The 24,478-nt window shown below is 39.7% G+C and carries 21 protein-coding genes and 1 pseudogene; 11 read left to right on the forward strand and 11 right to left on the reverse strand.

Annotation, left to right across the window (positions count from 1 at the left end; translation table 11 throughout):
* The first annotated feature begins 7 nt into the window (after positions 1-7).
* From HUN01_RS03390 to HUN01_RS03400, 3 genes are all read left to right on the forward strand, one after another.
* Positions 8-787, forward strand: coding sequence for a Uma2 family endonuclease (locus HUN01_RS03390; RefSeq protein WP_181930080.1), 780 nt, complete (start codon positions 8-10; stop codon positions 785-787).
* A 181-nt stretch (positions 788-968) separates the two neighbouring features.
* Positions 969-1,211, forward strand: coding sequence for a DUF1902 domain-containing protein (locus HUN01_RS03395; RefSeq protein WP_181930081.1), 243 nt, complete (start codon positions 969-971; stop codon positions 1,209-1,211).
* Complete coding sequence (locus HUN01_RS03400) at positions 1,211-1,408, forward strand: type II toxin-antitoxin system HicA family toxin (RefSeq protein ID WP_181930082.1); 198 nt, start codon at positions 1,211-1,213, stop codon at positions 1,406-1,408. The genes HUN01_RS03395 and HUN01_RS03400 overlap by 1 nt, the downstream gene beginning before the upstream one ends.
* A gap of 42 nt (positions 1,409-1,450) precedes the next feature.
* On the opposite strand, the gene HUN01_RS35940 is transcribed toward HUN01_RS03400, so the two are convergent.
* From HUN01_RS35940 to HUN01_RS03420, 5 genes are all read right to left on the reverse strand, one after another.
* Positions 1,451-1,585 (reverse strand): hypothetical protein, encoded by a 135-nt coding sequence (locus tag HUN01_RS35940; protein ID WP_257798100.1) that lies wholly within the window; start codon positions 1,583-1,585, stop codon positions 1,451-1,453.
* A 298-nt stretch (positions 1,586-1,883) separates the two neighbouring features.
* Positions 1,884-3,440 (reverse strand): hypothetical protein, encoded by a 1,557-nt coding sequence (locus tag HUN01_RS03405; protein ID WP_181930083.1) that lies wholly within the window; start codon positions 3,438-3,440, stop codon positions 1,884-1,886.
* A 17-nt stretch (positions 3,441-3,457) separates the two neighbouring features.
* Positions 3,458-4,621, reverse strand: a complete 1,164-nt coding sequence (locus HUN01_RS03410) for a DNA cytosine methyltransferase (protein WP_181930084.1) — start codon at positions 4,619-4,621, stop codon at positions 3,458-3,460.
* Between the two features lie 96 nt (positions 4,622-4,717).
* The gene (locus HUN01_RS03415; RefSeq protein WP_181930085.1) at positions 4,718-5,035 is read right to left on the reverse strand and encodes a helix-turn-helix domain-containing protein; all 318 of its coding nucleotides are present in this window, start codon (positions 5,033-5,035) and stop codon (positions 4,718-4,720) included.
* A gap of 218 nt (positions 5,036-5,253) precedes the next feature.
* Positions 5,254-7,083 carry an N-acetylmuramoyl-L-alanine amidase family protein gene (locus tag HUN01_RS03420; protein ID WP_181930086.1) on the reverse strand — a complete coding sequence of 610 codons (1,830 nt, stop codon included), beginning with the start codon at positions 7,081-7,083 and terminating at the stop codon, positions 5,254-5,256.
* Between the two features lie 85 nt (positions 7,084-7,168).
* Between HUN01_RS03420 and HUN01_RS03425 the strand changes: the two genes are divergently transcribed.
* The 3 genes from HUN01_RS03425 to HUN01_RS03435 all read left to right on the forward strand — a co-directional run bounded on the left by HUN01_RS03425 (position 7,169) and on the right by HUN01_RS03435 (position 10,004).
* The gene (locus HUN01_RS03425) at positions 7,169-8,806 is read left to right on the forward strand and encodes a CTP synthase (protein ID WP_181930087.1); all 1,638 of its coding nucleotides are present in this window, start codon (positions 7,169-7,171) and stop codon (positions 8,804-8,806) included.
* A 132-nt stretch (positions 8,807-8,938) separates the two neighbouring features.
* The gene (locus tag HUN01_RS03430) at positions 8,939-9,361 is read left to right on the forward strand and encodes a hypothetical protein (RefSeq protein ID WP_181930088.1); all 423 of its coding nucleotides are present in this window, start codon (positions 8,939-8,941) and stop codon (positions 9,359-9,361) included.
* Between the two features lie 79 nt (positions 9,362-9,440).
* The gene (locus HUN01_RS03435; RefSeq protein WP_181930089.1) at positions 9,441-10,004 is read left to right on the forward strand and encodes a Uma2 family endonuclease; all 564 of its coding nucleotides are present in this window, start codon (positions 9,441-9,443) and stop codon (positions 10,002-10,004) included.
* A gap of 21 nt (positions 10,005-10,025) precedes the next feature.
* Here the strand turns inward: HUN01_RS03435 and HUN01_RS03440 are convergent, their stop codons facing one another.
* From HUN01_RS03440 to HUN01_RS03455, 4 genes are all read right to left on the reverse strand, one after another.
* Positions 10,026-10,667 (reverse strand): type I restriction endonuclease subunit R, encoded by a 642-nt coding sequence (locus HUN01_RS03440; RefSeq protein ID WP_181930090.1) that lies wholly within the window; start codon positions 10,665-10,667, stop codon positions 10,026-10,028.
* Positions 10,668-10,670: 3 nt separating this feature from the next.
* Positions 10,671-11,564: an ROK family protein gene (locus tag HUN01_RS03445; RefSeq protein ID WP_181930091.1), complete on the reverse strand. Its 894-nt coding sequence runs from the start codon at positions 11,562-11,564 to the stop codon at positions 10,671-10,673.
* 123 nt (positions 11,565-11,687) lie between these two features.
* Complete coding sequence (locus HUN01_RS03450; RefSeq protein WP_069072966.1) at positions 11,688-11,891, reverse strand: hypothetical protein; 204 nt, start codon at positions 11,889-11,891, stop codon at positions 11,688-11,690.
* A 94-nt stretch (positions 11,892-11,985) separates the two neighbouring features.
* Positions 11,986-12,882, reverse strand: coding sequence for an ABC transporter permease (locus HUN01_RS03455; protein WP_069072965.1), 897 nt, complete (start codon positions 12,880-12,882; stop codon positions 11,986-11,988).
* 329 nt (positions 12,883-13,211) lie between these two features.
* On the opposite strand from HUN01_RS03455, the gene HUN01_RS03460 reads away from it, so the two are divergent.
* A complete protein-coding gene (locus HUN01_RS03460) occupies positions 13,212-13,505 on the forward strand; it encodes a hypothetical protein (protein ID WP_181930092.1) in 294 nt (97 codons plus the stop codon).
* Between the two features lie 534 nt (positions 13,506-14,039).
* Here HUN01_RS03460 and trxB read toward each other — a convergent pair.
* Positions 14,040-15,410 carry a thioredoxin-disulfide reductase gene (gene trxB / locus HUN01_RS03465; protein WP_181932544.1) on the reverse strand — a complete coding sequence of 457 codons (1,371 nt, stop codon included), beginning with the start codon at positions 15,408-15,410 and terminating at the stop codon, positions 14,040-14,042.
* A gap of 381 nt (positions 15,411-15,791) precedes the next feature.
* Between trxB and HUN01_RS03470 the strand changes: the two genes are divergently transcribed.
* The 4 genes and pseudogenes from HUN01_RS03470 to HUN01_RS03485 all read left to right on the forward strand — a co-directional run bounded on the left by HUN01_RS03470 (position 15,792) and on the right by HUN01_RS03485 (position 19,818).
* Complete coding sequence (locus HUN01_RS03470) at positions 15,792-16,346, forward strand: type IV pilin-like G/H family protein (protein ID WP_181930093.1); 555 nt, start codon at positions 15,792-15,794, stop codon at positions 16,344-16,346.
* Positions 16,347-16,536: 190 nt separating this feature from the next.
* The gene (locus tag HUN01_RS03475) at positions 16,537-18,750 is read left to right on the forward strand and encodes an O-linked N-acetylglucosamine transferase, SPINDLY family protein (protein ID WP_181930094.1); all 2,214 of its coding nucleotides are present in this window, start codon (positions 16,537-16,539) and stop codon (positions 18,748-18,750) included.
* A gap of 325 nt (positions 18,751-19,075) precedes the next feature.
* A pseudogene (locus HUN01_RS03480) lies at positions 19,076-19,495 on the forward strand (XisH family protein).
* Complete coding sequence (locus HUN01_RS03485; protein ID WP_181930095.1) at positions 19,483-19,818, forward strand: XisI protein; 336 nt, start codon at positions 19,483-19,485, stop codon at positions 19,816-19,818. The pseudogene HUN01_RS03480 and the gene HUN01_RS03485 overlap by 13 nt, the downstream one beginning before the upstream one ends.
* Positions 19,819-19,826: 8 nt before the next feature.
* On the opposite strand, the gene HUN01_RS03490 is transcribed toward HUN01_RS03485, so the two are convergent.
* Complete coding sequence (locus HUN01_RS03490) at positions 19,827-24,359, reverse strand: glycosyltransferase (protein WP_238845947.1); 4,533 nt, start codon at positions 24,357-24,359, stop codon at positions 19,827-19,829.
* Positions 24,360-24,478 lie beyond the last annotated feature (119 nt).

A 24,478-nucleotide genomic window follows, 5' to 3' on the forward strand; every position in this document is an offset into this window, starting at 1 on the left:
TCAAAGTATGAGTGAAACACTTGCTGATATTGCCATACCGCCCCAGTTTCCCGATCACACTCAACTACCAGAGTCTGATGGTACGTTTGTGAAAAATTTTCAAGAGCATCCTCAAACCGTCATTCTTACAGACTCAATTGCTCAAGCTTTGCAACGCTTACATCCTGATGGACAGTATTGCATTGGTCAAGATTGTGGTATTTACTGGCGAGAGACTGAACCACCAGAAAAAGGAGCAGCAGCACCGGATTGGTTTTATGTCCCTGGTGTACCACCAAGACTAGATGGCAAAAACCGCCGCTCTTATGTTTTGTGGCGGGAATACATACCGCCATTAATTGCTATAGAACTAGCTAGTGGTAATGGCGATGAAGAACGAGATGTCACTCCTTTACCTCTAGCTGGTGGTCGGGAAGGCGCAAAAGTAGGTAAATTCTGGGTATATGAGCGAATAATCCGAATTCCCTACTATGCCATTTATGAAATTAGTAATGACAAACTGGAAGTTTATCATCTGGTAGATTTTTCTTACCACAAAATGCAGCCTAATGAGCGAGGCCACTACCCAATTACTCCTTTAGGAGTGGAACTAGGGTTATGGCAGGGAAGCTACTTGAATAATCCTGAGCAATTTTGGTTGCGCTGGTGGGATTTAGAAGGAAATCTGTTACTGATTGGTCAAGAAGAAGCTGAGTTGCAAAGGCAAAGAGCCGAGCAAGCAGAACGAAAAGCTGCACAATTAGCAGAACGGCTCAGGGCAATAGGTATCGACCCAGATGTAGAGTAATATTTACCCAGCTTTTCAGTAAATCAGCGATGTCTACGGCGGGCTACGCCAACGCACCTTTCAATAACTTGAGGGCTGTTTTTGCTATCTTCTACATTGCTCTTTTGTAAGCTACTTGCAAAATTGTCAAGGTTCTAAACTAAAATTGTTTACATACGTGCGATCGCTAAAAAAGCGAATTATGAATACTTTTATTGTCAAAGTAAGCGCTTTTTGGGATTCTGAGGTTGATGTTTGGGTAGCTAGCAGTGATAATCTACCTGGGTTGGTTACAGAAGCTTCTACTATTGAGGTGTTAACAGCAAAACTCAAAGCTATGATTCCAGAACTTATTGAATTAAATGGAGTTGAATCTGGCAACAAAGATTACATTGATTTATACTTAATAACCCATCGTCATGAATCAATCAAAGTGGCTGGCTAATGAGTGTTTCCTTTACTCCTGAAGTTAAAAAGCTTTTAACAGAAGCTGGATGTTATTTTAAAAGGCAAGGGAAAGGAGATCATGAAATTTGGTATAGCCCAATTACACATAATAACTTTGTAGTTGATAGTAAAATAAAATCACGTCATACTGCAAATGGCGTGTTGAAACAAGCTGGTTTAGATAAGTATTTTTGAGTTTATTAAGAATTTTGTTCCCTGTTTAAGCTGCTAGATTTTTCACTTCATTGTAGAGCAGAAGCTACAGAGGTTAGAGAGCAATGCTTGATTCTGTAGGAATTGGGAGAGCGATCGCACCAAAGCAGCAAATAGTAAAAAAGCTTGAACAATGACTAAAGTAAGAAACTTTTGCACGGCATTTCTTACTCAATGGTCGGCAGAGTCTAGCGATATCAAAGTTTTTAAGAGCCTCTTTCCTTTCTGGCACCTTTTTTGCTCAGTATTGGCTTATTGCTGAATTTGAGTATTCTTGCGATGTACTCGTAACTTAAAAAAATAAAGTGCTTAGAATATGTTAGCTAGATGGAAAAATAACTGAAGATAACTTTAATCAAAGTAAAGATAGTCGCAATCATTGGAATTTTAGGGAGAAGCCTTGAAATTACGCTAACTCCTGATAAACTTATGTTAGAAACGAAAAAATTGAATCATACTACAAATTATTGCCTTTTAATACTTTCATCTGTTCAGAACAGATATTTGGCCATAATAAATCATCATTATCATTAAACCAGCAGATATTGATTTCTCTGTCTTTGCATAAATATTCTGTTATCCAAGGGATTGAATCGGGGCTTTCCGGTAATACAAGGCATAAGGAAATGTGGTTATCGTTAATTACGGACTTATAACGATACTTGTATTCGTAAAGTTGACTAAGCCCCTTTCTAATCTGTTCTAATAAGCTTTCTCCTCCGCTTTTCATTTCAAAAATAAATGAGCCATCGGATGGTATTTTCGCAAACAGATCAATATGGTCATTCTCTTTCGGTTGTGCGCCGATCTTTCGTAACCAAGAATCCATCTTATCAATTAATTCTTTATGTATTAAATTTCGGCGCTGTCTCTTAATTTTTGTTATTTCAGGATCTGCCATCTCACGCCTCCGATCATACGGTTTTATAGGTGACAAAGAAGATGTTCTATCTCTAAAAGGATATATTTCCGCAACTGGCTGCGTCATCACTTCGGATTCTCTAAGCGTAACCGGTTCAAGCATCATACTTGATTCAAGTGCTTTTTCGGCTGTTAGCAACTCAACAATCTGAGATGGTAAAACTCTTACGCCATCAAAGTAATTTCCCCATGCACCGCTAGAAATTACATCTTCAATGTTTTTACCAGTAATGCAGTTATCAAAAGCGTTAAATTGAGTTTCAATACTGCATATTGCATCTAATCGTCTTATCAACTGATAGCGATCAGCTTGGTTTACGGTATCCCGAAGTTTAATGCAGCGCTTAACATCGAACATTTCTGTATGTCGCAAGATATGAAATCTGCTTTCAAATCTTTCAGGCACTAAAGCCTTTCCTTGCCGAATGCTATCTAATGCTACTATAACGTTTTCGATATTCGGTAAAGCTTTTCGGTTTACACTTGGAGAATTAGCCAATCCAAATATTTCTTTAAAGGTTACAGTAGCACTAAAAATTTCGACATTACGTAATATGGCATCTGCCTTCAATGCAACTGATATAAGCCGTACAGGTGAAAAATGAATGCCTTGTCCTATAAATCCTAATGTTCGATCTCTTGTATTAGTTTGAATTCGGAGATTGTTAGAGTAGCTTGTGTAAACTGCTCCCATTGCATTTGGATATTGGAACAAAGGCAATTGAAGGCGAAGAAACGAGGCGACATCAGGTTCCTCTCTCAACAAGAAACGTTTGGTTGTCTCACTAACTCTAACCACCCACCCAGATACTGATTTCTCAAGAAAGTAAAGCCCTAAGTACGCTGGATAAGCACTTATTTCATCACGAAACTTTGATACATCTAACCTACCAGCTTGTGTCAAAGGTAATGCAGACACCGCTTGTGTTAGATAAGATGCACGTGGACTAATACGTTGTAGACGGCTTTCAAATGCAGAACGATCATAAAGCTGTCCATCAAATTCACCAAATATTGCTGCCAACTCTGCTAATTTCTCAGGCCATTCATCGCCGCTTGAATGTATTTTATGGCTGAACAAATCAATAATCATGAGCTACGATTTTTTATTTATTCTTGAAGATAATCAAGCCCTAAGATTTCTATAAAATCCTCATAGCTCCTTTGTTTTTGTCCCTCAAAAATATGCACACGCAGATGCTCTGCCAGAAGTGTAGCGAAAAGGGGAGGAACCGCATTTCCGACTTGCCTAATAACGTGCCGTCCAGTACCATAAAATTCCCACCAATCTGGAAAAGTCTGCATACGTGCTGATTCACGTGGCGTTACTTCTCTCGGAACGAATGGATGAATATGACCTTTACCACCACCTTTATCAGAACCAACAATTATCGTAAAGCTTGGACGCTCTGGATGTAGTTTATTTATTCTCGTTTTTGGATCGCGCTCTCCAAATTTTAAGTTTTCATACCGAGAGACAATTCTTGGGCTATGTTTTCGTCCGATGTGATTAAGAACTGTACTGAATGTTCCTGGCTCAGGCAAATATCGGAGCGCCTCCCTAACAGTACGGTAATTCTTAGGTGCTAATAATGATTCCCTACCATGCGTTGGAAGCATTCGGGGGACAATTGACCCATTTTGTGATCCTATAACAAACACCCTTTCACGGAATTGAGGGATTCCATATTCAGCCATTTGATAACTATGTGTAGATATTGCGTATGTACCGCCTATTGTTAATTCACTCAGTATTTCTTCAAACAACTTTCCATTATGAATAGATTTTAAGCCAGGTACATTTTCAAAAACAAATGCTTTAGGTTTGATTTCCTGAATAATTTTTAGATATTCCCATACTAAATTACCGCGTGGATCATCTAGCCCTTTACGACGACCAAATATAGAGAATGCTTGGCATGGTGGTCCACCTAAAACAATGTCAATTTTGCTATCAGAAAGCTCTGCCTTTCTTAGCAAATATTCTGCTGAAATTTCTCTTATATCAGCAGTTATTGAGTACGCGTGGTTATAAAATATTTTTCTTCCATTGTTGAGTATTAGCGTTTGACAAGAAAATGAATCTATGTCAGTAGAGCATCCAACTCTAAATCCTGCTGCTGAAAATCCTAAATCTAATCCCCCCCCTCCAGAGAATAGAGATAGTGCCATCAATTCTTTTGTGCCAGCATTAAGTTTATTCTCTATTGCTGTCATTTCTCTAATTTTTAGAGAATTTATTTTTTTTTCTAATACGATAGGTTCGTAATTCATTTTACTTCTTTTACTAAAGATAAGAGTGCTTGCATTAACGCACATTGTTTTAGATAAGAACCATATCAACTAACTCACTTTCCTCAAAAATAATCCTTAATCAATCACGCTATTCAATCCCCGTTTTTTAACTAGGTGCAACAGCTTAAGAGCAGTGCCACTGGGACGCTTCTGACCGATTTCCCACTTTTGAACCGTTGATAAACTTGTATTTAAAATCGCAGCAAATACTGCCTGACTGACATGAGATGATTCGCGTATTTGCTTAATTTGCTCAGGTTCTAGCGGTTCAATTTCAGACAAGCACAGACGGTCGAATTCACGCAATGTAGTCTGATCCATAAGTCCAGCCTTGTGCAGCCCCGTAGCCGTTTCGTGAACGGCTTCAAGAATCGCTGATTTCTTCTTCGGCATTGCAAATTACCTCCATCAATTCATCGGGTTTTGTAAGTTATCATGCTATGGTCATTACCTTCGCTTATTATATAGCACTAAGTGCTATGCTTGGCAATACACTATAAAAGTCAAAAAGCTTAAACAAAGACCGATCGCAACATTGAGCAGCAACTAGCTAAAAAATAGCGATCGCACTCCACCAAATACAATGATGAACTAGTGTTTTACCTCCAAATTTATCTCACGCTCCGAAACCACTCCGTAATCCCCTGAGCGATCGCATCAGCCATTTTTTTCTGTTCTTCTGGGTTCACTATCTCCTCAAATTCATCAGGATTACTCATAAAACCCAATTCCAGCAACACTGATGGCGCAGCAGCGGGACGTGTCAGCGCTAGGTTGTTCCAAAACACGCCATAATAAGGTCTACCGAGTTTTTGGACTACATAGTTCTGTAAAAATATTGCGGGGCTGTGAGCTTGGGGATGATACCAAAACGTGCCGAATCCCTTGGTTTTTTCGGCATCGCCATTATCAGGTAGGGAGTTGTGGTGTATGGAAAGAGCGATCGCAGGTTCTTCTTGACTGATAATTGCCTGACGTTCTACTAGCGAAACTTCGCGATCGTCCTCCCGCGTCATCACTACCGTTGCTCCCCGCTTCACCAACTCGTCGCGCAACAACTTAGATATCACCAAATTCACATCTTTTTCTAAATATCCAGTTGGGCCACTGGCACCAGATTCTTTACCGCCATGCCCTGGATCTAGTACAATCTTGTAATTAGCTAAAGGCTTGCGTCTTGTGTTCCCAATTTTAGGCGGATGACGCAAAGCTAAAACCAGGGTTGTTCCGTCGTATCTCAGCTTATATCCCCACTGTTGAGCTTTTTTGAGGTTAAAGGTGTATTTTACTTGTCCTGGAGCTTCCTGTTGCCAGTCTAGGCGCTCAATTAGGGGGTCATCATCCAGGCGAATTATGTCCGTTTGGGCAGTGGTATTGTAGAGGGTGAGAGCGAGAGCTTGCTCACTTTGTTGTACGCTCACAGGTACGGGAACTTGCAAGGGAAAGACTATCTCTGTCGCACCAGGGATTTGACGGTATCCGACACTGCGAATTATTGTCTGTGGCGGAATTGCACCAGGTAAAATGCGCGTTTCTTTACTATTAATCCAGGTGCCATTGTCGAGGCGTAACCATTCACTTTCTCTACCTGTAACTGTTGCTCGTGTGCCTTTGGGCAGTGGTGTGAGTCGAGAATAATCGGTACTCGGGCCAGTTCGAGCAACGCCTGCGTCTGCAATTACCTCAACAACTGGTAACTTTGCTCTTGAGAGGATTTGAATTTTACCAGTTCCTGGTTGAGTTATCGTCTTGCCATTGAGCGTCAGTTGAAACTGAGGTTGTCCCAAATCTACCTCTTGACTTGAGTCTGGGACAACAGCACCAGAAATGATGTTGTTACCGTAAATCAGGCTGAAGGAATCAGGATCAGGTTGTTGCACTGTGGTGCAACCTTTGTAATTGCCTACGCTAGACTGGGCATGAGGCTGATTTTGCCCTGTCAAAGCTGCCAAATTACTTGGTAGTTGTGCCTGTTGGGGTTGAGGTGAAAGGGCAATCGTTTGATTAGCTAGTTTGACAGAGACATTAGCGTTAGGGGGTGCGATCGCGCTAAAACAAATTAGTTCTCCCGGTAGTCTGGCAATGTCAACTGCGGGAGTCAGGGAATCTTTAGCAAAGGCTAACCCCTGTGGTAACTCAGGGCCAGTGGCAAGCCTTGTAACTTTAATCTGGAGTTCTTGATTTTGGTGACGCACTGTGAAAAGATTCTCCCCCAACTGCAAGGGTAAACTAGGGGAAAAATGACCAGCTTTGCTGCGGGTAATTGGCTTACTATTGATCAAAACCTGACCATCTGGTGGTGCAGTGCCCAGAAAGAAGATTTTTTCGGCACTTGTCTGGTAGTTTGTCTGGGGAAAAACGACTATAAGCGATGGCTCTGCCGATGCGACTGAGGAGGTGAGAATACAGCCCAATATTACTAATCCTAGAAGGTTTTTCACAGCAAAATCACAGAATAGTACACCACAATAACTGTGGCACAATGACGGGATGTATTTTTAGAAGTTGTTAGAAATTCAAACTACTATGACTAAGTTTATCTTTGTTACTGGAGGCGTAGTTTCCAGTATTGGTAAGGGCATTGTAGCAGCAAGTCTAGGGCGTTTGCTCAAGTCGCGCGAATATTCGGTGTCGATTCTCAAACTCGACCCTTATATCAATATCGATCCTGGGACGATGAGTCCCTTTCAGCATGGGGAAGTATTCGTTACCCAAGATGGTGCGGAGACAGATTTGGACTTGGGGCATTACGAACGCTTTACCGATACTTCGATGTCGCGGTTAAATTGTGTAACGACTGGCTCGATTTACCAGGCGGTGATCAATAAAGAGCGGCGCGGAGACTACAATGGCGGCACTGTACAGGTAATTCCTCATATTACCAATGAAATTAAAGATCGGATTCTGCGAGTTGCTAAAAGTACAAATCCCTCTGTAGTAATTACAGAAATCGGCGGTACGGTGGGAGATATTGAATCACTGCCGTTTTTGGAAGCAATTCGCCAGTTCCGCAAAGAGGTGGGACGGCAGAATGTGCTGTATATGCACGTAACGCTAGTGCCGTGGATTGCCTCTGCGGGTGAGATGAAAACTAAGCCAACACAGCATTCAGTTAAAGAACTGAGATCGATTGGTATTCAACCAGATATTTTAGTTTGTCGGAGCGATCGCCCCTTACCCAAGGGATTAAAGCAAAAATTGTCGGGATCTTGCGATGTGCCGGAAGAATGCGTCATCACTTCCCAAGATGCCAAAAGTATCTATGAAGTACCGCTAAATCTGGAACGGGAAGGAATGGCAGAACAAGTGCTGAACTTGCTGCACATGGAACAACGTAAACCAGATTTGACGCAGTGGCAAACCCTGGTACAACGGTTACATAGTCCCAAGCATGAGGTAGAAATTGCCATTGTTGGTAAATATGTGCAATTAAGTGATGCCTATCTATCTGTAGTGGAAGCGCTTAACCATGCGGCAATTTCCACTTATGGCAAACTGCGCCTACGTTGGGTGAACTCAGAAAATTTGGAAGTTGAACCAGCCGAAAATTATCTTGCGGGTGTCGATGGCATAGTTGTACCAGGAGGTTTCGGGGTTCGGGGAGTCGATGGTAAAATTGCCGCCATTAGATACGCCCGCGATCGCCAAATTCCCTTTTTGGGTTTATGCCTGGGAATGCAATGTTCTGTAATTGAGTGGGCCAGAAATGTAGGGGGATTAACAGGTGCTAACAGTGCTGAATTTGACGCCTATACAACTAATCCGGTAATTAATTTATTGCCAGAACAGCAGGAAGTCGTTGATTTAGGGGGTACAATGCGGTTGGGACTATATCCTTGTCGTGTTCTCCCTGATACTCTAGCTTTTAAGCTCTATCAAGAAGATGTGATTTATGAACGACATCGACATCGCTATGAGTTCAACAATGCTTACCGCGATTTGTTGTTAAAGTCGGGCTATGTGATCAGTGGTACTTCTCCCGATGGACGCTTAGTTGAAATTGTGGAATTAACCAAGCACCCATTCTTTCTTGCTTGCCAATTTCATCCAGAATTTCAATCACGCCCCAGTAGCCCTCATCCTTTATTTAAAGGGTTTATTCAAACAGCGATCGCTCTTTCTCTTTCGACATCTAGCACGCCAACACCATTGGAGGTGTCATAACAATTTGTAATTCAAAATTCAAAATTAATTTTTTAGATTTTGAATTGGTGCATAGCAACATTAACTTAAAGTTTCAATAGATTTGGACATCCAGGGTGCATCATTCGTAAATTTCGGACTTGAGGAGATGTTGTGGCGTACTGGGTGAAAATCCTTTACGAGAGGAGAGAATATGTAGTGAATTTTGAACGTGTCCATGCTTTTTGTTATGAACTGAATGGCAGAGTTACTTTTTGGCTACCCGATAGTGCCATTCCAATAGTAATTCACCCGCAAACTAACTTAGAAGATTATCAAAAGATCCTCGATTATTTAGAATGTGTGACAGGATTAGAATTAGATCATGCCCACTGGGTGAAAATTATTTACGAAAAAAACGAATATGTAATTAATCTCAACTGCATCAGTTCTTTTTGTCATGAACCGAACGGCAGAATAACTTTTTGGTTGCCAGATGGAACTATTCCCATCATCATCAACCCTGTGAGTAACCCTGAATCATACCAAAAAGTTGTGACATACGTTAAGAAAGCAACTGGATATTCTTTGTCTTAGTGTGAACGAGGAACTTACTCTTGCTAAACTTTTAACTAAAGATAACGATGTTAGCAATAAAGGCACGAGGGAAGATTCAATGAATACTGTTGTGCTGAATCTAGAACCGATTGCTCATTTAACCGATGAACAATTTTATCAATTGTGTATTGCTAATGGCGATTTAAGCCTGGAAATGAATGCAGCCGGAGAATTAATAATTGTGCCACCAGTAGGAGGAGAAAGCGGAAATCAAGAAGCTGAACTAATTACCGATTTAGAAATCTGGAATCGTCAAGCTAAGTTAGGGAAAGTTTTTAGTTCTTCAACTATCTTTATACTTCCAAATGGTGCAAAACGTTCCCCTGATGCATCTTGGGTAAAGTTGGAACGGTGGGAAGCTTTAACACTAGAACAACGAAAAAAATTTCCGCCACTTGTACCCGATTTTGCAATTGAACTTCGTTCCGAGACAGACCGGCTTGCACCTATCCAAGCGAAAATGCAGGAATACATAAAAAACGGTTTGCGTTTAGGTTGGCTAATTAATCCTCAAGATAAGCAAGTGGAAATTTACCGACTCGAAAAAGCTGTAGAAGTTATGCAAATGCCGGCGATTCTTTCTGGAGAAGATATATTACCTGGATTTGAGTTGCAAGTATAGTTAGGCGATAAGCGTCAATCCCTAGTTATCAGGGGGGAAAAGCACAATTAATTCTCCAAGGCGCTTTAATATACTGAGTACTTGGTGTAGTTCTGAATCACGTTCAATTGATAGTGCATAAGATCGGGCATACCAAGGGTGTTCTTGTTGAATCATTTTGACAAACACAAATTCTCTACCGTTGATTAGTAAACCAAAAGTCGGTTGTGCAGAATTTGGACGATCAAGCATATAAGCAAGTGCTTGAGGTAAGGCTGTCATCACATCAAATTTACTGCTTTTAGATTCGATGACAAGTACCCAAAAATATTTTTGGATGACAAGAACATCAATGTTTCCTTTAACGATAAAGCTCTCGTCTTCGGCAGAAATCTCCACAGAAGTCTCGGTTTCAATCTCAAAAGGAGGTTGATAAAACCCAGCTAAATCTAGTAAAGGAGATAGCACTACCATTTTTACCGCCTCTTCTGACATCAGACGGTGCTTATTCAAGTTTAAATAGTTGCTTTTGACTCGTGCGATCGCTTGCTTCTCTGCATCAGTCAGAGTTGGTAAATTTTCTGTCCATTCTGTGAAAAAGTTGCTGTCTGTGGAAAGTTGTAAACCAAATTTTTCTTCTAATTCGTAAAGACTTATATCTCTCGCTGGGATTGTTTGAACCATAATCTAACATTCCGAATAGCGTTGCCATGCCAACTTTGCTGCACCTACTATCCCAGCAAAATTGCCTAACTCCGCTGGCAATATTTGTAAACCCGCTCGTGATAAAGGCTGTACTCGCTTCTCAATTTCCGCCTTCACTGCTGGTAAGAAAAACTCAAAGCTACCACTGATACCGCCACCAATGACGATCGCTTGCGGTGTTAATACATAAATCAAACTCGTCAAACCAATTCCCAAATCTTTACCATAGTCTTGCCAAAAAGTCAATGCTGTGGGATCTCCTCGTTGGGCAAGAACACCTAATTCGATGGGTTCCTTGAGAGTGCGGCGGCGAATTGCAGTAGCACAGGCATATTGTTCCAAAGAGCCTTGATTGCCACTATTACAAATTGGCCCATCTGGTTTGAATGAAATTAAACCTAATTCCCCGGCGGCTCCTTGATGTCCAACAAATAGTTTTCCATCAAGGATAATTGCGCCACCAACCCCAGTACCTAAAGTTAGCAGAATCAGATTTTGAAAGTGACGACCGGCTCCTAGCCAAGCTTCTCCCAAAAGAGCGCAATTAGCATCATTAGCGATCGCAGTAGGTTTGCCAGTTTTAGCTTCTAACCAGTCTGCTAAGGGCACATCGAGCCATCCAGGTAAGTTAATGGCGATTTTGGCAATGCGTTGTGCGGCATCGGATGGGCCAGGAGTACCCACACCAATAGCCACAGCTTGATTATCTGGATCAATTTGCGCGATCGCATCTAAGATCACCGCCAGCACCGCCTCCGGCATTGTTGGTTGAGGAGCCGCCACAGTCAAAGATTGCAGACAAGTACCATCTGCTGCAAAACGCCCCAACTTAATCGCTGTTCCCCCTACATCAATGCCAATTACTTCATTTGTCATTTGTCATTTGTCATTTGTCATTTGTTATTGGGCATTGGGCATTGGGCATTGGGCATTGGTAATTGGTTAACAGCTATTCCCTATTCCCTATTCCCTATTCTCCAGTTCAAAATCAACAATTTGTCAGGGTTTTAGGATTTTGGCACGAAAAAATTCTAAATTTTCTGTCTTATTGGGTGCGAGTCGTAAATCAGCAACAGTCTTGGTACGGAAACTCGATTGCTCCTGCCAAGCTGTAACTGGAGTACCTCTTAAGATACCAGCAAGGGCAACGGAAAGCATAAACCCACCAGTAGCGGCAGCAATTAACGTTAGATTATCTTTCATACAAATCTCTCTATTGTTTATTTGTCATTTGTCATTGGTCATTTGTCATTTGTTCCTTGTCCTTCGTCTTTTGCTAATGACTAATGACCAATGATTACTTTCGGATTCTATTTTCTCTCCGCAAACGGGGATTGACAAATTCATTTAACCCCTCACCGAGTAGTGATAACCCTACCACCATGAATGTCATGGTTAAACCGGGGAAAAGTGTAGTCCACCAAATGCCAGTAGGTAGAGCTTCTAGGGCTTGTTTTAAATCATGTCCCCATTCTGGCACTTCTTCGGGAAGTCCTAGCCCCAAAAAACCTAAACCGCCCAACACCAAAATTGCATCAGCGGCGTTGAGCGTGAATAGGACGGGTACACTTTGAATGACGTTGAAAAACAGGTAACGAGAAAGCACAACCCAAGTGGAAGCGCCCATTGCTTGAGCAGCTTCGATAAACACTTCAGTTTTCACGCTCACGGTGTGGTTGCGAACAACGCGGTAATATTGGGGAATGTAGGCAATGCTAATAGCGATCGCTGCATTTAATATTCCCCGCCCTACCACAAAGGCCAGTGTCACAGACAGCAGTAGCCCTGGTAGAGTGTAAATGCTATCCATGATAAACAGCAACACTTTATCCAATTTCCCGCCGAGATAACCACTCAGCATCCCCAAAGGTACACCGATAATCATACTCAGCGCCGTTGCCAAAATTACCACCTGCAAAGCAGCTTGAGCGCCGAACAATGTCCGGGAGAACACATCATAACCCAGGCGACTAGTACCAAACCAATATTTAGCTGAGGGTGGCTCGTGAATTGGATTAGAGAGAAAATCTTTAGGGTTTTGCAGCCATCCCCAAGCCTGGAATACGGGAGCTAAGAATGCCAGGAAGATGAAAAATAGGGTAATGGCTAACCCGATGAGCATGAGTTTTTGGGAAAGATTGAGACTTTTGCCAAACTGTAAAAATGTCGGTAGTCGCCGTTTTGTAATGGCCATGTGCGATCGCCTGGAGCAAAGCTTGATACGCTGACTATTTTACATATTAGATAGGGGATTGCGTAAACATCCTGAATAAAAGTCCGACTGCTTCACGGTGTATACAGAGCTAGACTGAGTTAGAGGTTAAATTATGCCTTATTCTTGCTAGAGCATTGTAGTACTATTCAGAGTACTACAATGCTCGTGATAATGCTTATCAACGAATCAGTCATCTTAATGATGCAGCCTTTGATTGTTTTTGACACACTTTCAGTATTTTAACTGTTGTCTTAGCGGTTAATACTTACTTAATATGTTGCACAATATTTTTCATTATCTTAGTCATTGTGAAACCTCTTTTACAGACTTACTTAGAACAAGAAATCTGGATACTAGTAAGAGATAAGTGGTATCTCGCCACAATTATCGGAGTTTGGGATGATTTGTTGTGGTTTAAACATAGAACTTACAACAAAGATACAGAGGAAGATACTTTCTGGGAAATGGTTGTGAAAATCAGTGAAGTAATTGCTATTGATAAAGTTAAGTCTATTATTAGTAGAAAACCAGACATGCTTATTTCACGGCTACTAGAAACTGAGCAAGATACAAGCGAGCATCCTAAGGATAATGAATATTAATTAGCTCAATAGTTAAAAATACAAGTTTTTATCCTAGACTAACTCAGCAGTCAAGGAGGAATGGAACAGTTTCGGGGTAGGCTCATCATTTGCAATTGTCTCAAGGTGCAAATGATGAGCATTAAAGTTATAGGCTATGGCGCAATACAGTGGAATGAGCAACAAAACCCTGATGTAGAGACGCGATTTATCGCGTCTTCAAAGACCAAAATAACCTTTAGCTGAACAGTATTGGGCTATCGTGGATATTGGGTATTGAGCAAAGTCTTTTCCAGTCACCAATACCTACTAAGTAAGTGGGCGTAAATAATTAAAGGTTTGTAGTGGGGACTTTAGTCCTCTCTTAAGGGCTAAAGCCCTTACTACGAGCTAATTAAATTGAATTTTACATTACTTAATATAGTTTGATTTATTCTTGCCCACTTACTTATAGCAATCCTAAATGAGTTGTGAAAATGCGCGATGTCCAGATCCCCGACTTCTCAGAGAAGTCGGGGATCTAATTTTTCACGAATGATTTAGGATTCCTATATCTCAAAGACTACTTTCAATCAACTGGCGGTATTCGCTCTTTTGCTTCACACCTTTGACTTCCTTCACCAGTTCCTTATTTTTGAACAATTGAACTGTTGGCGTTCCTGTCACACCAGCATTTTCAGCAATATCTCGGTCTTTGTCGATGTCAATTTCCACAAAGTGAATTTTGCTGTCAAATTCATCCACCACTTTATTTAAAATTGGCTTCAGGGTATGACAAGGGCCACAACCAGGAGAGACGTATTTAACAAGGAGTAAGCGATCGCTTTCATGGAACAATTTCCGTAAAGCATAACCTCCCTCATGGCGCGTCCCATCCAAGTTAAATCCAGCTTCTTCCTCGGCTTCAGTCTTTTTGGCTGGCTGATGTTCTAATTCATTGTCTGCTGTTTCTGGCTGTTGATGAAATTCTTGAATCAAGCCACTGGATGACAACCAACGTTCTGCCAACATCGCCGCCATACAGCCAGTACCAGCAGCCGTAATTGCTTGCCGAAACTCATGATCTTGTACGTCGCCAGCGGCAAAAACCCCCTCTACACTAGTTTCTACAGTACCGTGCTTAGTGACAACGTAACCCACCTCATCCAATTCTAATTGCCCTTTAAATAAAGAGGTATTGGGAGTGTGACCAACGGCGTAGAATAAACCCTTAGCGTGCAGTTTGCTCTCTTCACCAGTTTTAGTATTGCGGATTTTCACCCCTTCCATGTGACTGTTACCGAAGATATCCACGGCTTCTGTGTTCCAATGCACCTGGATTTTCGGGTTGCTCAAAACCCTGTCTTGCATGGCTTTAGAAGCCCGCATTTTATCGGTGCGTACCAACATGTTCACCTTGGAACCGTATTTGGTGAGGTAAATTGACTCTTCCGCCGCTGAGTCGCCAGCACCAATCACAGCTAATTCTGCACCGTGGAAAATTGGTGTTGCACCATCGCAAATTGCACAAGCGGAGATACCCCGACTCCAAAATTCGTGTTCGCTGGGTAAACCTAAACGCTTTGCAGTTGCACCAGTAGCAATGACGATGCTGTTAGTTTTTATTTCCCTTTCTTGCGATCGCACTGTAAATGGACGCTGACTCAAGTCAACTGATATAACATCTTCAGTATAGAGTTCAGCCCCCCAGCGCTCCGCCTGAGCCTTCATCTGATCCATCAGTTCCGGCCCGGTAATTCCTTTGGGAAATCCCGGAAAATTCTCAACTTCTGTCGTTGTCATTAATTGCCCACCAGGTAAACCACCGGCTTGGAAACCTTCAAATACAACGGGTTTCAGGTTAGCGCGTCCGGCATATATGGCGGCTGTGTAGCCTGCTGGCCCAGAACCGATAATTACCAAGTTTTCTACAGTTGGGTTAGTCATGACAATATATAAACTCATAACGACTACGCTTAATATAGCATAACAATTTACGATTGGCTATGGCAGATGGTAAGCGATGTCTAAGGGCGGGCTACGCCTATGCCAAATGCCTACGGTTACTACTCTTAACCGCTAAAAGTTTTCTTGGGAACTGGCAATATCTGTGAGTTTGAATAAGGCACTCTTACAAACGAAGTTGAGAATCTCGCCCTTGGTCAATACCATTGGCTCAGTATGTTTGTGCAATTTGGAATACAAGGATTCTGAATTGTGTGACTGTATCTCCCCAAACTTTATTTTCTGAAGGTGATAGGAAAGCGATCGCACTTGGGTAAGTTACATCTAGAACACCCAACCACTTCCTACCCCAGGAAAACACTTATGAAAACCGAATTAAAAGCCAAGTTTCTCCAACACATCCTCAACAAAAAGAAAGAAAATGAGGGTTTTACACTTATTGAATTACTAGTAGTAATTATCATCATCGGTATTTTGTCTGCGATCGCACTACCTTCTTTCTTGAACCAAGCTAACAAAGCCAAGCAGTCAGAAGCTAAAACCTATGTAGGTTCCATGAACCGCGCCCAGCAAGCATTTTACCTAGAACAGAATGCATTTGCATCTTCAGGTGAGTTTGGTAAGTTAGGTCTTGGTGTTGCAACACAAACCACAAATTACATATATCAAGTTACTGGTGGTGGTAGTGGTGCTAGTTTTGTAACTAATCAAGCAAGTACAGTAGTTGCTACTGCACCCCTCAAAACTTATGTTGGTGGTGTGAGTGTAGCAACACAAGCTGCTACCAGTGAAGCTACTACTATAGCTATTTTGTGCGAAGCCGATAAAGCAAGAGTTAATGGTGGTGCAGGTATAGCAGCAGTTACCGCTGGCGCAACAGGACCTAGTTGCCCCACCGACTTTACTCCTTTGAGATAAGTTGAAACGTAAATTACTACATGAAAATATAGTTTGTCTAAGCCACTTCATCTCAAAGCTAATTCTTCATGTAGTTTGTATTGAAATAAATTAGGTCTTTTTCAAAGTGGGTAGGTTCTTCTATCCACTTTATTTCTATTATGTGAGTTATTCACAATATATTGCTCATACACTTTCCCCAAGAATCACAATGATTACTAATACATATAATTGGCAAATTCAGGCTGAAGAATACTTCGTTCAAGAAAACTATTTCCAAGCATCAAAATTATATGAGCAAGCAATAGCGATAGAACCAAATACTATTTCATATTATTGGCACTTAGGATTGATACTATTATTACAAGGGCAAGAAGCAGAAGCTCAAATGACTTGGATGCTGCCAATGACAGAGGCAGATGAAGAGCAGTTACAAATTTGGACGAATGAACTGTTTCAAGTTTTGCAAATAGAAGCAGAAAGGCGCGAACATCTCAGTGAATACTCTATAGCCTGGTTAGTTCGCCAGCACATACGAGAAATTAATCCTAGTGAGATCAATAATTTACTTCACATTTTGCTACTTTCCCTCAAACTTGAAAAGTTTGAAGATATTGAGGATTTGCGTGAGTGGGGATTAATTAAATTTTTAAATGAGCAGCAAAGCACAAATATCAGTGCCGAACTATTAATACAAGTTTTAAAGGAATTTTTAAGTAATGTTCCTTTGCATCCAATCAACTTAAATTTAGCTGAAGCTTGTTTACCTTACTTTCCTGATGCTTATCAAAGCTTCGATTTACTACTTACATCTGCTTTGAAAATTGGTCATACTTTACTACAGCCTGTACTAGCATCATCTCTTCTAGAATTGCATTTGCGACTAGAGCCAAAAAATGTAGAGATTTTGCGACATTTAGCGACTTTTTATCAAGATGCTCGTAATTATTCTCAGGGTATAGAGACAGCTAGGTTGTGTTATTCGCTATCAGAAGGTTTAGCCGATAAAATTTTTGCACTCCATTTGCTGTTAAGAGGTCTAATGTCAGCAGGAGGATATTGGCAAGAGATATGTACAACTTGCCAAGAATTAGAAGCTGTATGTCAACAGTTTATCCAAGCTCAACCAATTGCTTTAGAAGAGGCAAGAATACTACGCTTGCTTTCACCATCTTTTGCTATACCTCACATTAAAGATGCTCCTGTTGAATTTCGAGCTATTCATAATAAGGTAGCTGAAATTTTTAATAATGATATTCAAGCGCTTGCTCAATCACAAGGAAAAAACTATGTACGCCAAATTGTTCAACCTAGAACATATAAATCTAAAAAATTAAGAATTGGTTATATATCTTACGCTTTAAGAAATCATTCTGTTGGTTGGCTAGCTCGCTGGTTATTTCAACATCATAATCGAGATAAATTTGATATCCATACTTATTTTGTTAACTACAAATTAGTAAACGACTATCTCCAAGATTGGTATCTAACTCAGGCAGGACAAGCTCACATATTAGGCATGAGTGGTTTAGAAATTGCTGACCAGATATATCAAGATGAAATTGATATTTTAATTGACCTTGATAGCATCACTCTAGATGTTACTAGTGAAGTGATGGCACTCAAGCCAGCCCCGATTCAAGTTACTTGGCTAGGTTGGGATGCATCAGGCATACCTGCAATTGATTACTTTATCGCAGATCCTTATGTACTACCAAATGATGCACAAGATTACTATACAGAAAAAATCTGGCGATTACCCCAAACTTACATAGCAGTCGATGGTTTTGAAGTTGGTGTACCAACTCTCCGCCGCGATGACTTGGATATTCCTATAGATGCCGTTGTCTATCTCAGCGCCCAAAGAGGATATAAGCGCCATCCAGAAACGATAAAGTGGCAAATGCAAATTATTAAAGAAGTACCTAATAGCTACTTTTTGATTAAGGGGCCTGCTGAGGAAGAAACAATTAAACGCTTCTTTTACCAAATTGCCCAAGAAGAAGGTGTAGATTGTTCTCGGTTACGATTTTTACCACAAGTTCATTCCGAGTCAGTTCATCGTGCTAATTTAGGCATTGCTGATATTGTATTAGATACATTTCCCTACAACGGAGCGACAACAACCTTAGAAACATTGTGGATGGGTATCCCCTTGGTGACGCGAGTTGGTGAACAATTTGCAGCGCGTAACAGCTACACCATGATGATGAATGCAGGAATTACAGAAGGCATCGCCTGGACTGATGAAGAGTATATTGAGTGGGGTGTGCGCTTGGGGAAAGATGAGGCTTTACGCCAGCAGGTAGCTTTGAAATTGAAAGCATCCCGGCAAACAGCACCGTTGTGGAATGGTAAGCAGTTTACCCGTGAAATGGAAAAGGCTTACGAGCAGATGTGGCAGAGGTATATTGAGAAAAAATAAGCTATTAGTGAGCGCTTAAGCACTCAAATTAAACTCTAAGACGATGTTTGAAAAGTTGTTTGTGATGTATCAAAGACTTGTAGATCCTCCTAAATCCCCCTTAAAAAGAGGGACTTTGATTCCGGTTCCCCCTTTTTTAAGGGTAGGAGGGATCTTTATACAACTTGATACTTTTCAAACAATCTCTTATAGCAATTTCTAGATAAATGAATCATATATTACCGTAACATTAAGGCAGCTTATATTTATGAGAGAGATGCTTACCTATCGTGCATGACGGGCTAAAGAGGTAATATAAAAATAATAAATACAATTGTAGATAGCTATGTCTGCTAAAGATGTCTTTCATGGAGTTGTCAAAAAAGCTTTGCAGAAGGATGGTTGGCAGATTACTCATGACCCGCTCTCAATTAGTGTAGGTGGTGTGAATGTCTCTATTGATTTAGCTGCTGAAAAACTCATTGCGGCAGAACGGTAGGGAGAAAAAATTGCTGTTGAAGTCAAAAGTTTTTTGGAGAAATCTTCTGCAATCTCAGAATTTCATACAGCATTGGGACAGTTTATCAACTATAGAGGCGCATTAAGGCGACGACAGCCAGAGCGGGTTTTGTATTTAGCAGTACCTTTAACAACTTACAAAACATTTTTTCAGCTTGATTTTCCCCAAGCAATGATTGACGAGAATCAAGTCAAAATGATTATTTATGATGTAGAGCAAGAGGTGATTTTTAAATGGATAAACTAGCCCAGTATCGGCAGATTGTACAACAGATATTACAGGGGTATAGTGAGGAAAAGCCCTCCGGCGGTAATATAGATGTTGAGAATATTTTTGATATAGAACGTGACCATTACCAATTAGTCCATGTAGGCTGGGAAGGTCAAGATTGGGTACATAGTTGTATCCTCCACATTGATATTGAGGGTGGAAAAATTTGGCTTCAGTGGAATGGTACAGAAGAAGATATTGCAGAAACTTTGGTTAGGATGGGAGTTCCTAAAGAAGATATTGTGTTAGGATTTCAGTCTTCTTTCATGAGGAAGTTTACAGAATATGCAGTGGGTTAGACCATTTCTTAGAAAGCAGGCATCATCTCTAACTTGGATGCGATCAAGCTATCTACATCAGAGGATGCAAGTGTTTCTGCTTTTGCTTGTGCGATCGCAGATTGATTATCTGTTGCTAAAGTAATTCGAGTATGAATTCTAGGCAAAAGAGTTTTCCATTGTGTATGACTCATTTTCCCTAGCAGAGAAATTTCTGGCCCCTCAGTTATATCTACATCATCTTCCATGAGCAAATTCATGGTCAAAGACGATAAAAGCATATCGGCTTCTTCGTCAGAAATATTTTGAGTATCTATCAAGAGAGTTAAGCAGCTTTTATCTGGGTGAGTCGTGAGACTAGAAATTACACTTGCTAAATCTTGATATAGTAGGTCTTCTGGCTGTAACCAGTCTGGGAAAATAATTAGGTTAATATCTCCTAAGCGGAAATTTTGACTCAGAGTATCTGCAAGATATTTACTAAATAGTTCTTGGAAGAGGCTACCTATCTTAGCTGAGTAAGCGCGACTATCCAAGAAACTAGGATTACCTTGCATTTTTTCCTTGATTTGTCCGCTCTTTTGTTGGCGTAATTCAGGGTTTTTGCCAAGTGCGATCGCTAATTGTATATAAGACTCTTCACTATCGGCAACTAAATCGGGGATATCCAGTACTTGCACCATTGCGGCTCCCATCGCAGAACGAAAGCTACTTCCCTGTCTAGCAATTACTGGTAAATTAACCTGTAATGGTTCTATCAAAGAAGTTGTTCCAGCAAATGGAAAAGAATCTAGATAAACATCGGCAATTTTGAAGTATTCTTTAACTTCTTCGCGGTTTGGCACTGGCTGAGGATCTAAGACTATCAGTTTGTCTGCTGCTATTCCATACTTTGAAAATACTTTATTTAAGTGATTTACAAAAGCTTTCTTAGGATAACTGTTTGACCAATTCGGGCCAAATGGCAGAAGTACTAAAACGGAGTTAGGAACTCCAGAAATTATTTTTGTCCAAATATCAATTAGTTCAGGGGTGATTTTAAAGAAGTTAGCACCAGAGATAAAAATAACTGTTTCTTCAGATATACCCAAACTTTCTCGAGCAACTTTGACAGTTACACTTTCTCCTTTATTACCATAACTAAAGCAATGAGCAGTTCCTTCAAGTTTCACTAACTTTTCTTGATATTGCTGTTGTGCCGTTGCCGATGGATCGGTTAGCGTACCAGAAATGTAATAATCTATGTGCCGCATTCCTGTTGTCACCACAGATCCGCCACTTGTGACTTGTATTCTAGCTAACCGATGCATTGATAAGAAGCAGATTTGATTGGTTACTGCCGTCACATTGGTAGCAATAAATAATATATCGAGATCATCAGCACGAATAATATTTACCTGTTCTACTAAATCTTGTGGTAATAGTTTAAAGGAGTTGGCACAGCTTTGACAATATTGCTCTAGTTGATGACCAGTTTGATTAAGAGAGTACAAAATTACTTCAAAATCTCTACTGATATACTCATAAATAGGTAGGTAAGCAAATGTTTCAGAACCAGGTAGAAAATGTGCCGCTAGGACACCCAAACGAATTTTTTTTCTGGTTATAGGTCTATCAGCAAACTCGTAATCTACTTCATAACCCTTGATTTTTAGTAAAAATTCTATAATTTCTGCACGTTTAACATAGATATCTTTAAGATTATGCTCATTAAAATATAAGGGAATAAAATTAGAAATGGACACAAAATTATTAACTATTGTATCCCACGATTGAGAATCAGGATTTTGTAATATCCATGTGTGTAAATAATTAATCCATCCTTGCATAAAGTAATAGTAATTATCTGCCTCACCCGGTTCTTGAAAGTGAACTGGGGAAGAAAATAGGAATTGTAAATAGTCCTGAACTAACCAACGGGGTATGTGAGAGAGGTCATGCTGTAATGGTAACTGGTCAGCACGGCGATACAGCATAGCTGCTAGTAAACTCTGAATTGCTTTTGGCTGTTCAAAACCTTGAGATATACTTGTAACGATATTATTAACAAAAATTTGTTCTTTATTAGCCAGAATTTCATATTTGATGCTACTATTCACTAACATTTTATATGTTTTACCTAGCAGACCTACATACATATCTTCTATATTATCATCTGAAATATTCAAGCATTCTTCTGCTATTTGTTTTCGCAACTTCTGCAATTCTGCATTTTCTTCGCTCAAAGCTGCGTATCTATAAAGGGCTTGTTGTCTCGTTGCTTGAGGATATCGTTGATCGCTGTAAATTGTCTGAAACAATTTTTTATAATCTAATAAAATAGCATCCTTTAACGCAGCATTTCGACGAGTTTGTTGTTGTGGATGTATCCTAAAGTGAGACAATACTTGATCAACAAAACCAATTTTATACTGACTCATAATTCTGAGCCACATTTCCAAATCAACAAGTTGACAAAACTCAGAATTAAATAATCCTACTTTTTCAAAAACATCTTTTCTAATAAGGACTGTGCTTGGTTCACCAATTTTATTAATTGGATTGTCAAGTATATTTGGATCTAGCAAAAGTTTCTGTCCTGATTGAATCAGCTTTAATGTTGACCAAGCTTTGTGTACATCCTTAGCTTCATGATGCATTAAAAAGTTTGAATCATACTTAGTATCGCCAGTATTGCTGAAGATTGTTCGAGGTGAAAAAACCAAACCTATCTCTTCATCTTGTTCAGCCAAATTGACCATTTCTTCAATAGCGGTTGGCTCCAGTAAATCATCCTGAAATAAAAATTTTATATATTTACCTTTAGCTTGAGAAATACAAAAATTCCAATTCTGGCATAGCCCATACTGTGTATGTTCGAGAATTAAGAATTCAAAAGATGATTTTTGTTCTAATGATTTAGCAATATCAACCGTTTTGTCAGTAGAATTATCATCAGATAAAATTATTTCTATATTAGGATAGGTTTGACAGAAAGCACTGGCAATTACTTCGGCAACAAATTTCTCACCATTATAGGTAGGTATACAAATACTAACAAGAGGTAATTTATTTGTTATTTGTTGTTCTACTTTAGTTCTAATATTTATTTCATTTAAGTACTGTTGCTTATCATAATAGTTTGTTTGTACAGGTTGATTATTTTGTATTCCTAAAGATAGAACATCTTCAATTAAAGATGGGTTTGTAATAGCAAAGAACTGATCAAAAAATGATTGTAAATCATTTTTGTAGTACGGCTTAAGCTCATCTGGAATAGGCGTTGTTTGTCTTAATTCAATTTTTGTTAGTAACTTCGGTAATATTTTGGGAACATGATTTTTTTGATAATGTCTACTCGAATAAACAGATTCTGTCTTTAATGCTTCAGAGCTAATATTTTTTAGGTATCTATAAAGTTCGTCAGGTGTTTGCCAGCGAAAAGCTTCTGGATAAGCAAGATCCGTACTACAAAGTTGGCGAGAGCGATAATTCTTATGAACTACAATTGGTGTACCAGATGCCATAACCTCAATACCTGCACGACCACCTCCTAAAGGAAATGACTCTAAATATATATCAATTTTATGTTCGGACATTGCTCTCCCTAAGCTTTTAACCCAGGGAATGTGAATAAATCTTTCTAAACTAATTCTAAATTCTCCAAGTCCTCTTTCTATAACACTAAGCGTATGCTGTGATAAATCTCCAATATGTATATGAAATCCACCAGTAGATGCAATTATTTTAGGTACTTCATGAATATAAGAATATAAATAAGGAATTTCTTTAAACTTATTTTCACTACCAGAAGAACAAGTTCTTAGTTGACCGTTTGAAACAAAAGAAGAGGAATACCTATCAGGAATATTATCAACCACTAACGGAAGATAAATATTGTTGGAAATTCCTAAATTATGACGACAGTTATAGAAAGAACCGGGGTCACTATCTATATGTTGTGCATAGGAAAGATATACACCAAGACAAAGAAGATGACCAGCATGATGATAAAAAATTAAGTTTGGTGTTAAATTCGGCTGTACTGCTGCTACTGCTACAGCATCCTGTGGATGATTAAATAGAAATACTTGATTGGCAAGATTGGCTATTAAAGCTTGCTGAAGCCACCTTAACTTGTCTATAGATGTGCCGTTTGTTGCCCAAATAATCTGCACATTCAAGGCTCTAAATCTATCTTCAACTGCTGGACGATCAGTTGAATTAAAGGTATCAGTAATCAGAATTAAATGTTTCTTCTCTGGTCGAGCTTTTATCAAATCCTCAATAACGGCAGTGTGTCCTCCAGTTTTATATAGTTGAGTAGCTATGTATATAATAAGTTCATCATCTGGGTTATATTGATTTTCTAAAAAAGGTTTTTGGATTTGAAGAAGTTCGCTACCAATGCGTTGACATAATTGATCTAAAATAACTGATCCAAAGACATTAGTTATCGTAATTACACTTGCTTTCCCATAGGCTATCTTATGAGCAAAGTGAATAATTAGATTTAGAGCAGAATTTAAATCACCTGCATCTATGGTTTTTAAGATTTCTGATTCAAACTCTGCTAATGACATAGTATTATTTCCTTTGTAGAGCTAAAATAATTAATAAATCAAATCATTATAAATGTATTGATTTACAGTAGTATAAAATTTTTACAGTTCGCTTTTTTAGATCAACCAGATAGTAGGCT

It is taken from the genome of Nostoc edaphicum CCNP1411 (genome assembly GCF_014023275.1).
GTDB lineage: Bacteria > Cyanobacteriota > Cyanobacteriia > Cyanobacteriales > Nostocaceae > Nostoc > Nostoc edaphicum_A.

Coding starts and splice junctions, on each gene's coding strand:
- HUN01_RS03455 (WP_069072965.1), bottom strand. CDS start 12,882: ATGGCCATTACAAAACGGCGACTACCGACATTTTTACAGTTTGGCAAA.
- HUN01_RS03485 (WP_181930095.1), top strand. CDS start 19,483: ATGGATAAACTAGCCCAGTATCGGCAGATTGTACAACAGATATTACAG.
- HUN01_RS03440 (WP_181930090.1), bottom strand. CDS start 10,667: ATGGTTCAAACAATCCCAGCGAGAGATATAAGTCTTTACGAATTAGAA.
- HUN01_RS03400 (WP_181930082.1), top strand. CDS start 1,211: ATGAGTGTTTCCTTTACTCCTGAAGTTAAAAAGCTTTTAACAGAAGCT.
- HUN01_RS03410 (WP_181930084.1), bottom strand. CDS start 4,621: ATGAATTACGAACCTATCGTATTAGAAAAAAAAATAAATTCTCTAAAA.
- HUN01_RS03395 (WP_181930081.1), top strand. CDS start 969: ATGAATACTTTTATTGTCAAAGTAAGCGCTTTTTGGGATTCTGAGGTT.
- HUN01_RS03415 (WP_181930085.1), bottom strand. CDS start 5,035: ATGCCGAAGAAGAAATCAGCGATTCTTGAAGCCGTTCACGAAACGGCT.
- HUN01_RS03390 (WP_181930080.1), top strand. CDS start 8: ATGAGTGAAACACTTGCTGATATTGCCATACCGCCCCAGTTTCCCGAT.
- HUN01_RS03450 (WP_069072966.1), bottom strand. CDS start 11,891: ATGAAAGATAATCTAACGTTAATTGCTGCCGCTACTGGTGGGTTTATG.
- HUN01_RS03490 (WP_238845947.1), bottom strand. CDS start 24,359: ATGTCATTAGCAGAGTTTGAATCAGAAATCTTAAAAACCATAGATGCA.
- trxB (WP_181932544.1), bottom strand. CDS start 15,410: ATGACTAACCCAACTGTAGAAAACTTGGTAATTATCGGTTCTGGGCCA.
- HUN01_RS03405 (WP_181930083.1), bottom strand. CDS start 3,440: ATGATTATTGATTTGTTCAGCCATAAAATACATTCAAGCGGCGATGAA.
- HUN01_RS03475 (WP_181930094.1), top strand. CDS start 16,537: ATGATTACTAATACATATAATTGGCAAATTCAGGCTGAAGAATACTTC.
- HUN01_RS03470 (WP_181930093.1), top strand. CDS start 15,792: ATGAAAACCGAATTAAAAGCCAAGTTTCTCCAACACATCCTCAACAAA.
- HUN01_RS03445 (WP_181930091.1), bottom strand. CDS start 11,564: ATGACAAATGAAGTAATTGGCATTGATGTAGGGGGAACAGCGATTAAG.
- HUN01_RS03425 (WP_181930087.1), top strand. CDS start 7,169: ATGACTAAGTTTATCTTTGTTACTGGAGGCGTAGTTTCCAGTATTGGT.
- HUN01_RS03435 (WP_181930089.1), top strand. CDS start 9,441: ATGAATACTGTTGTGCTGAATCTAGAACCGATTGCTCATTTAACCGAT.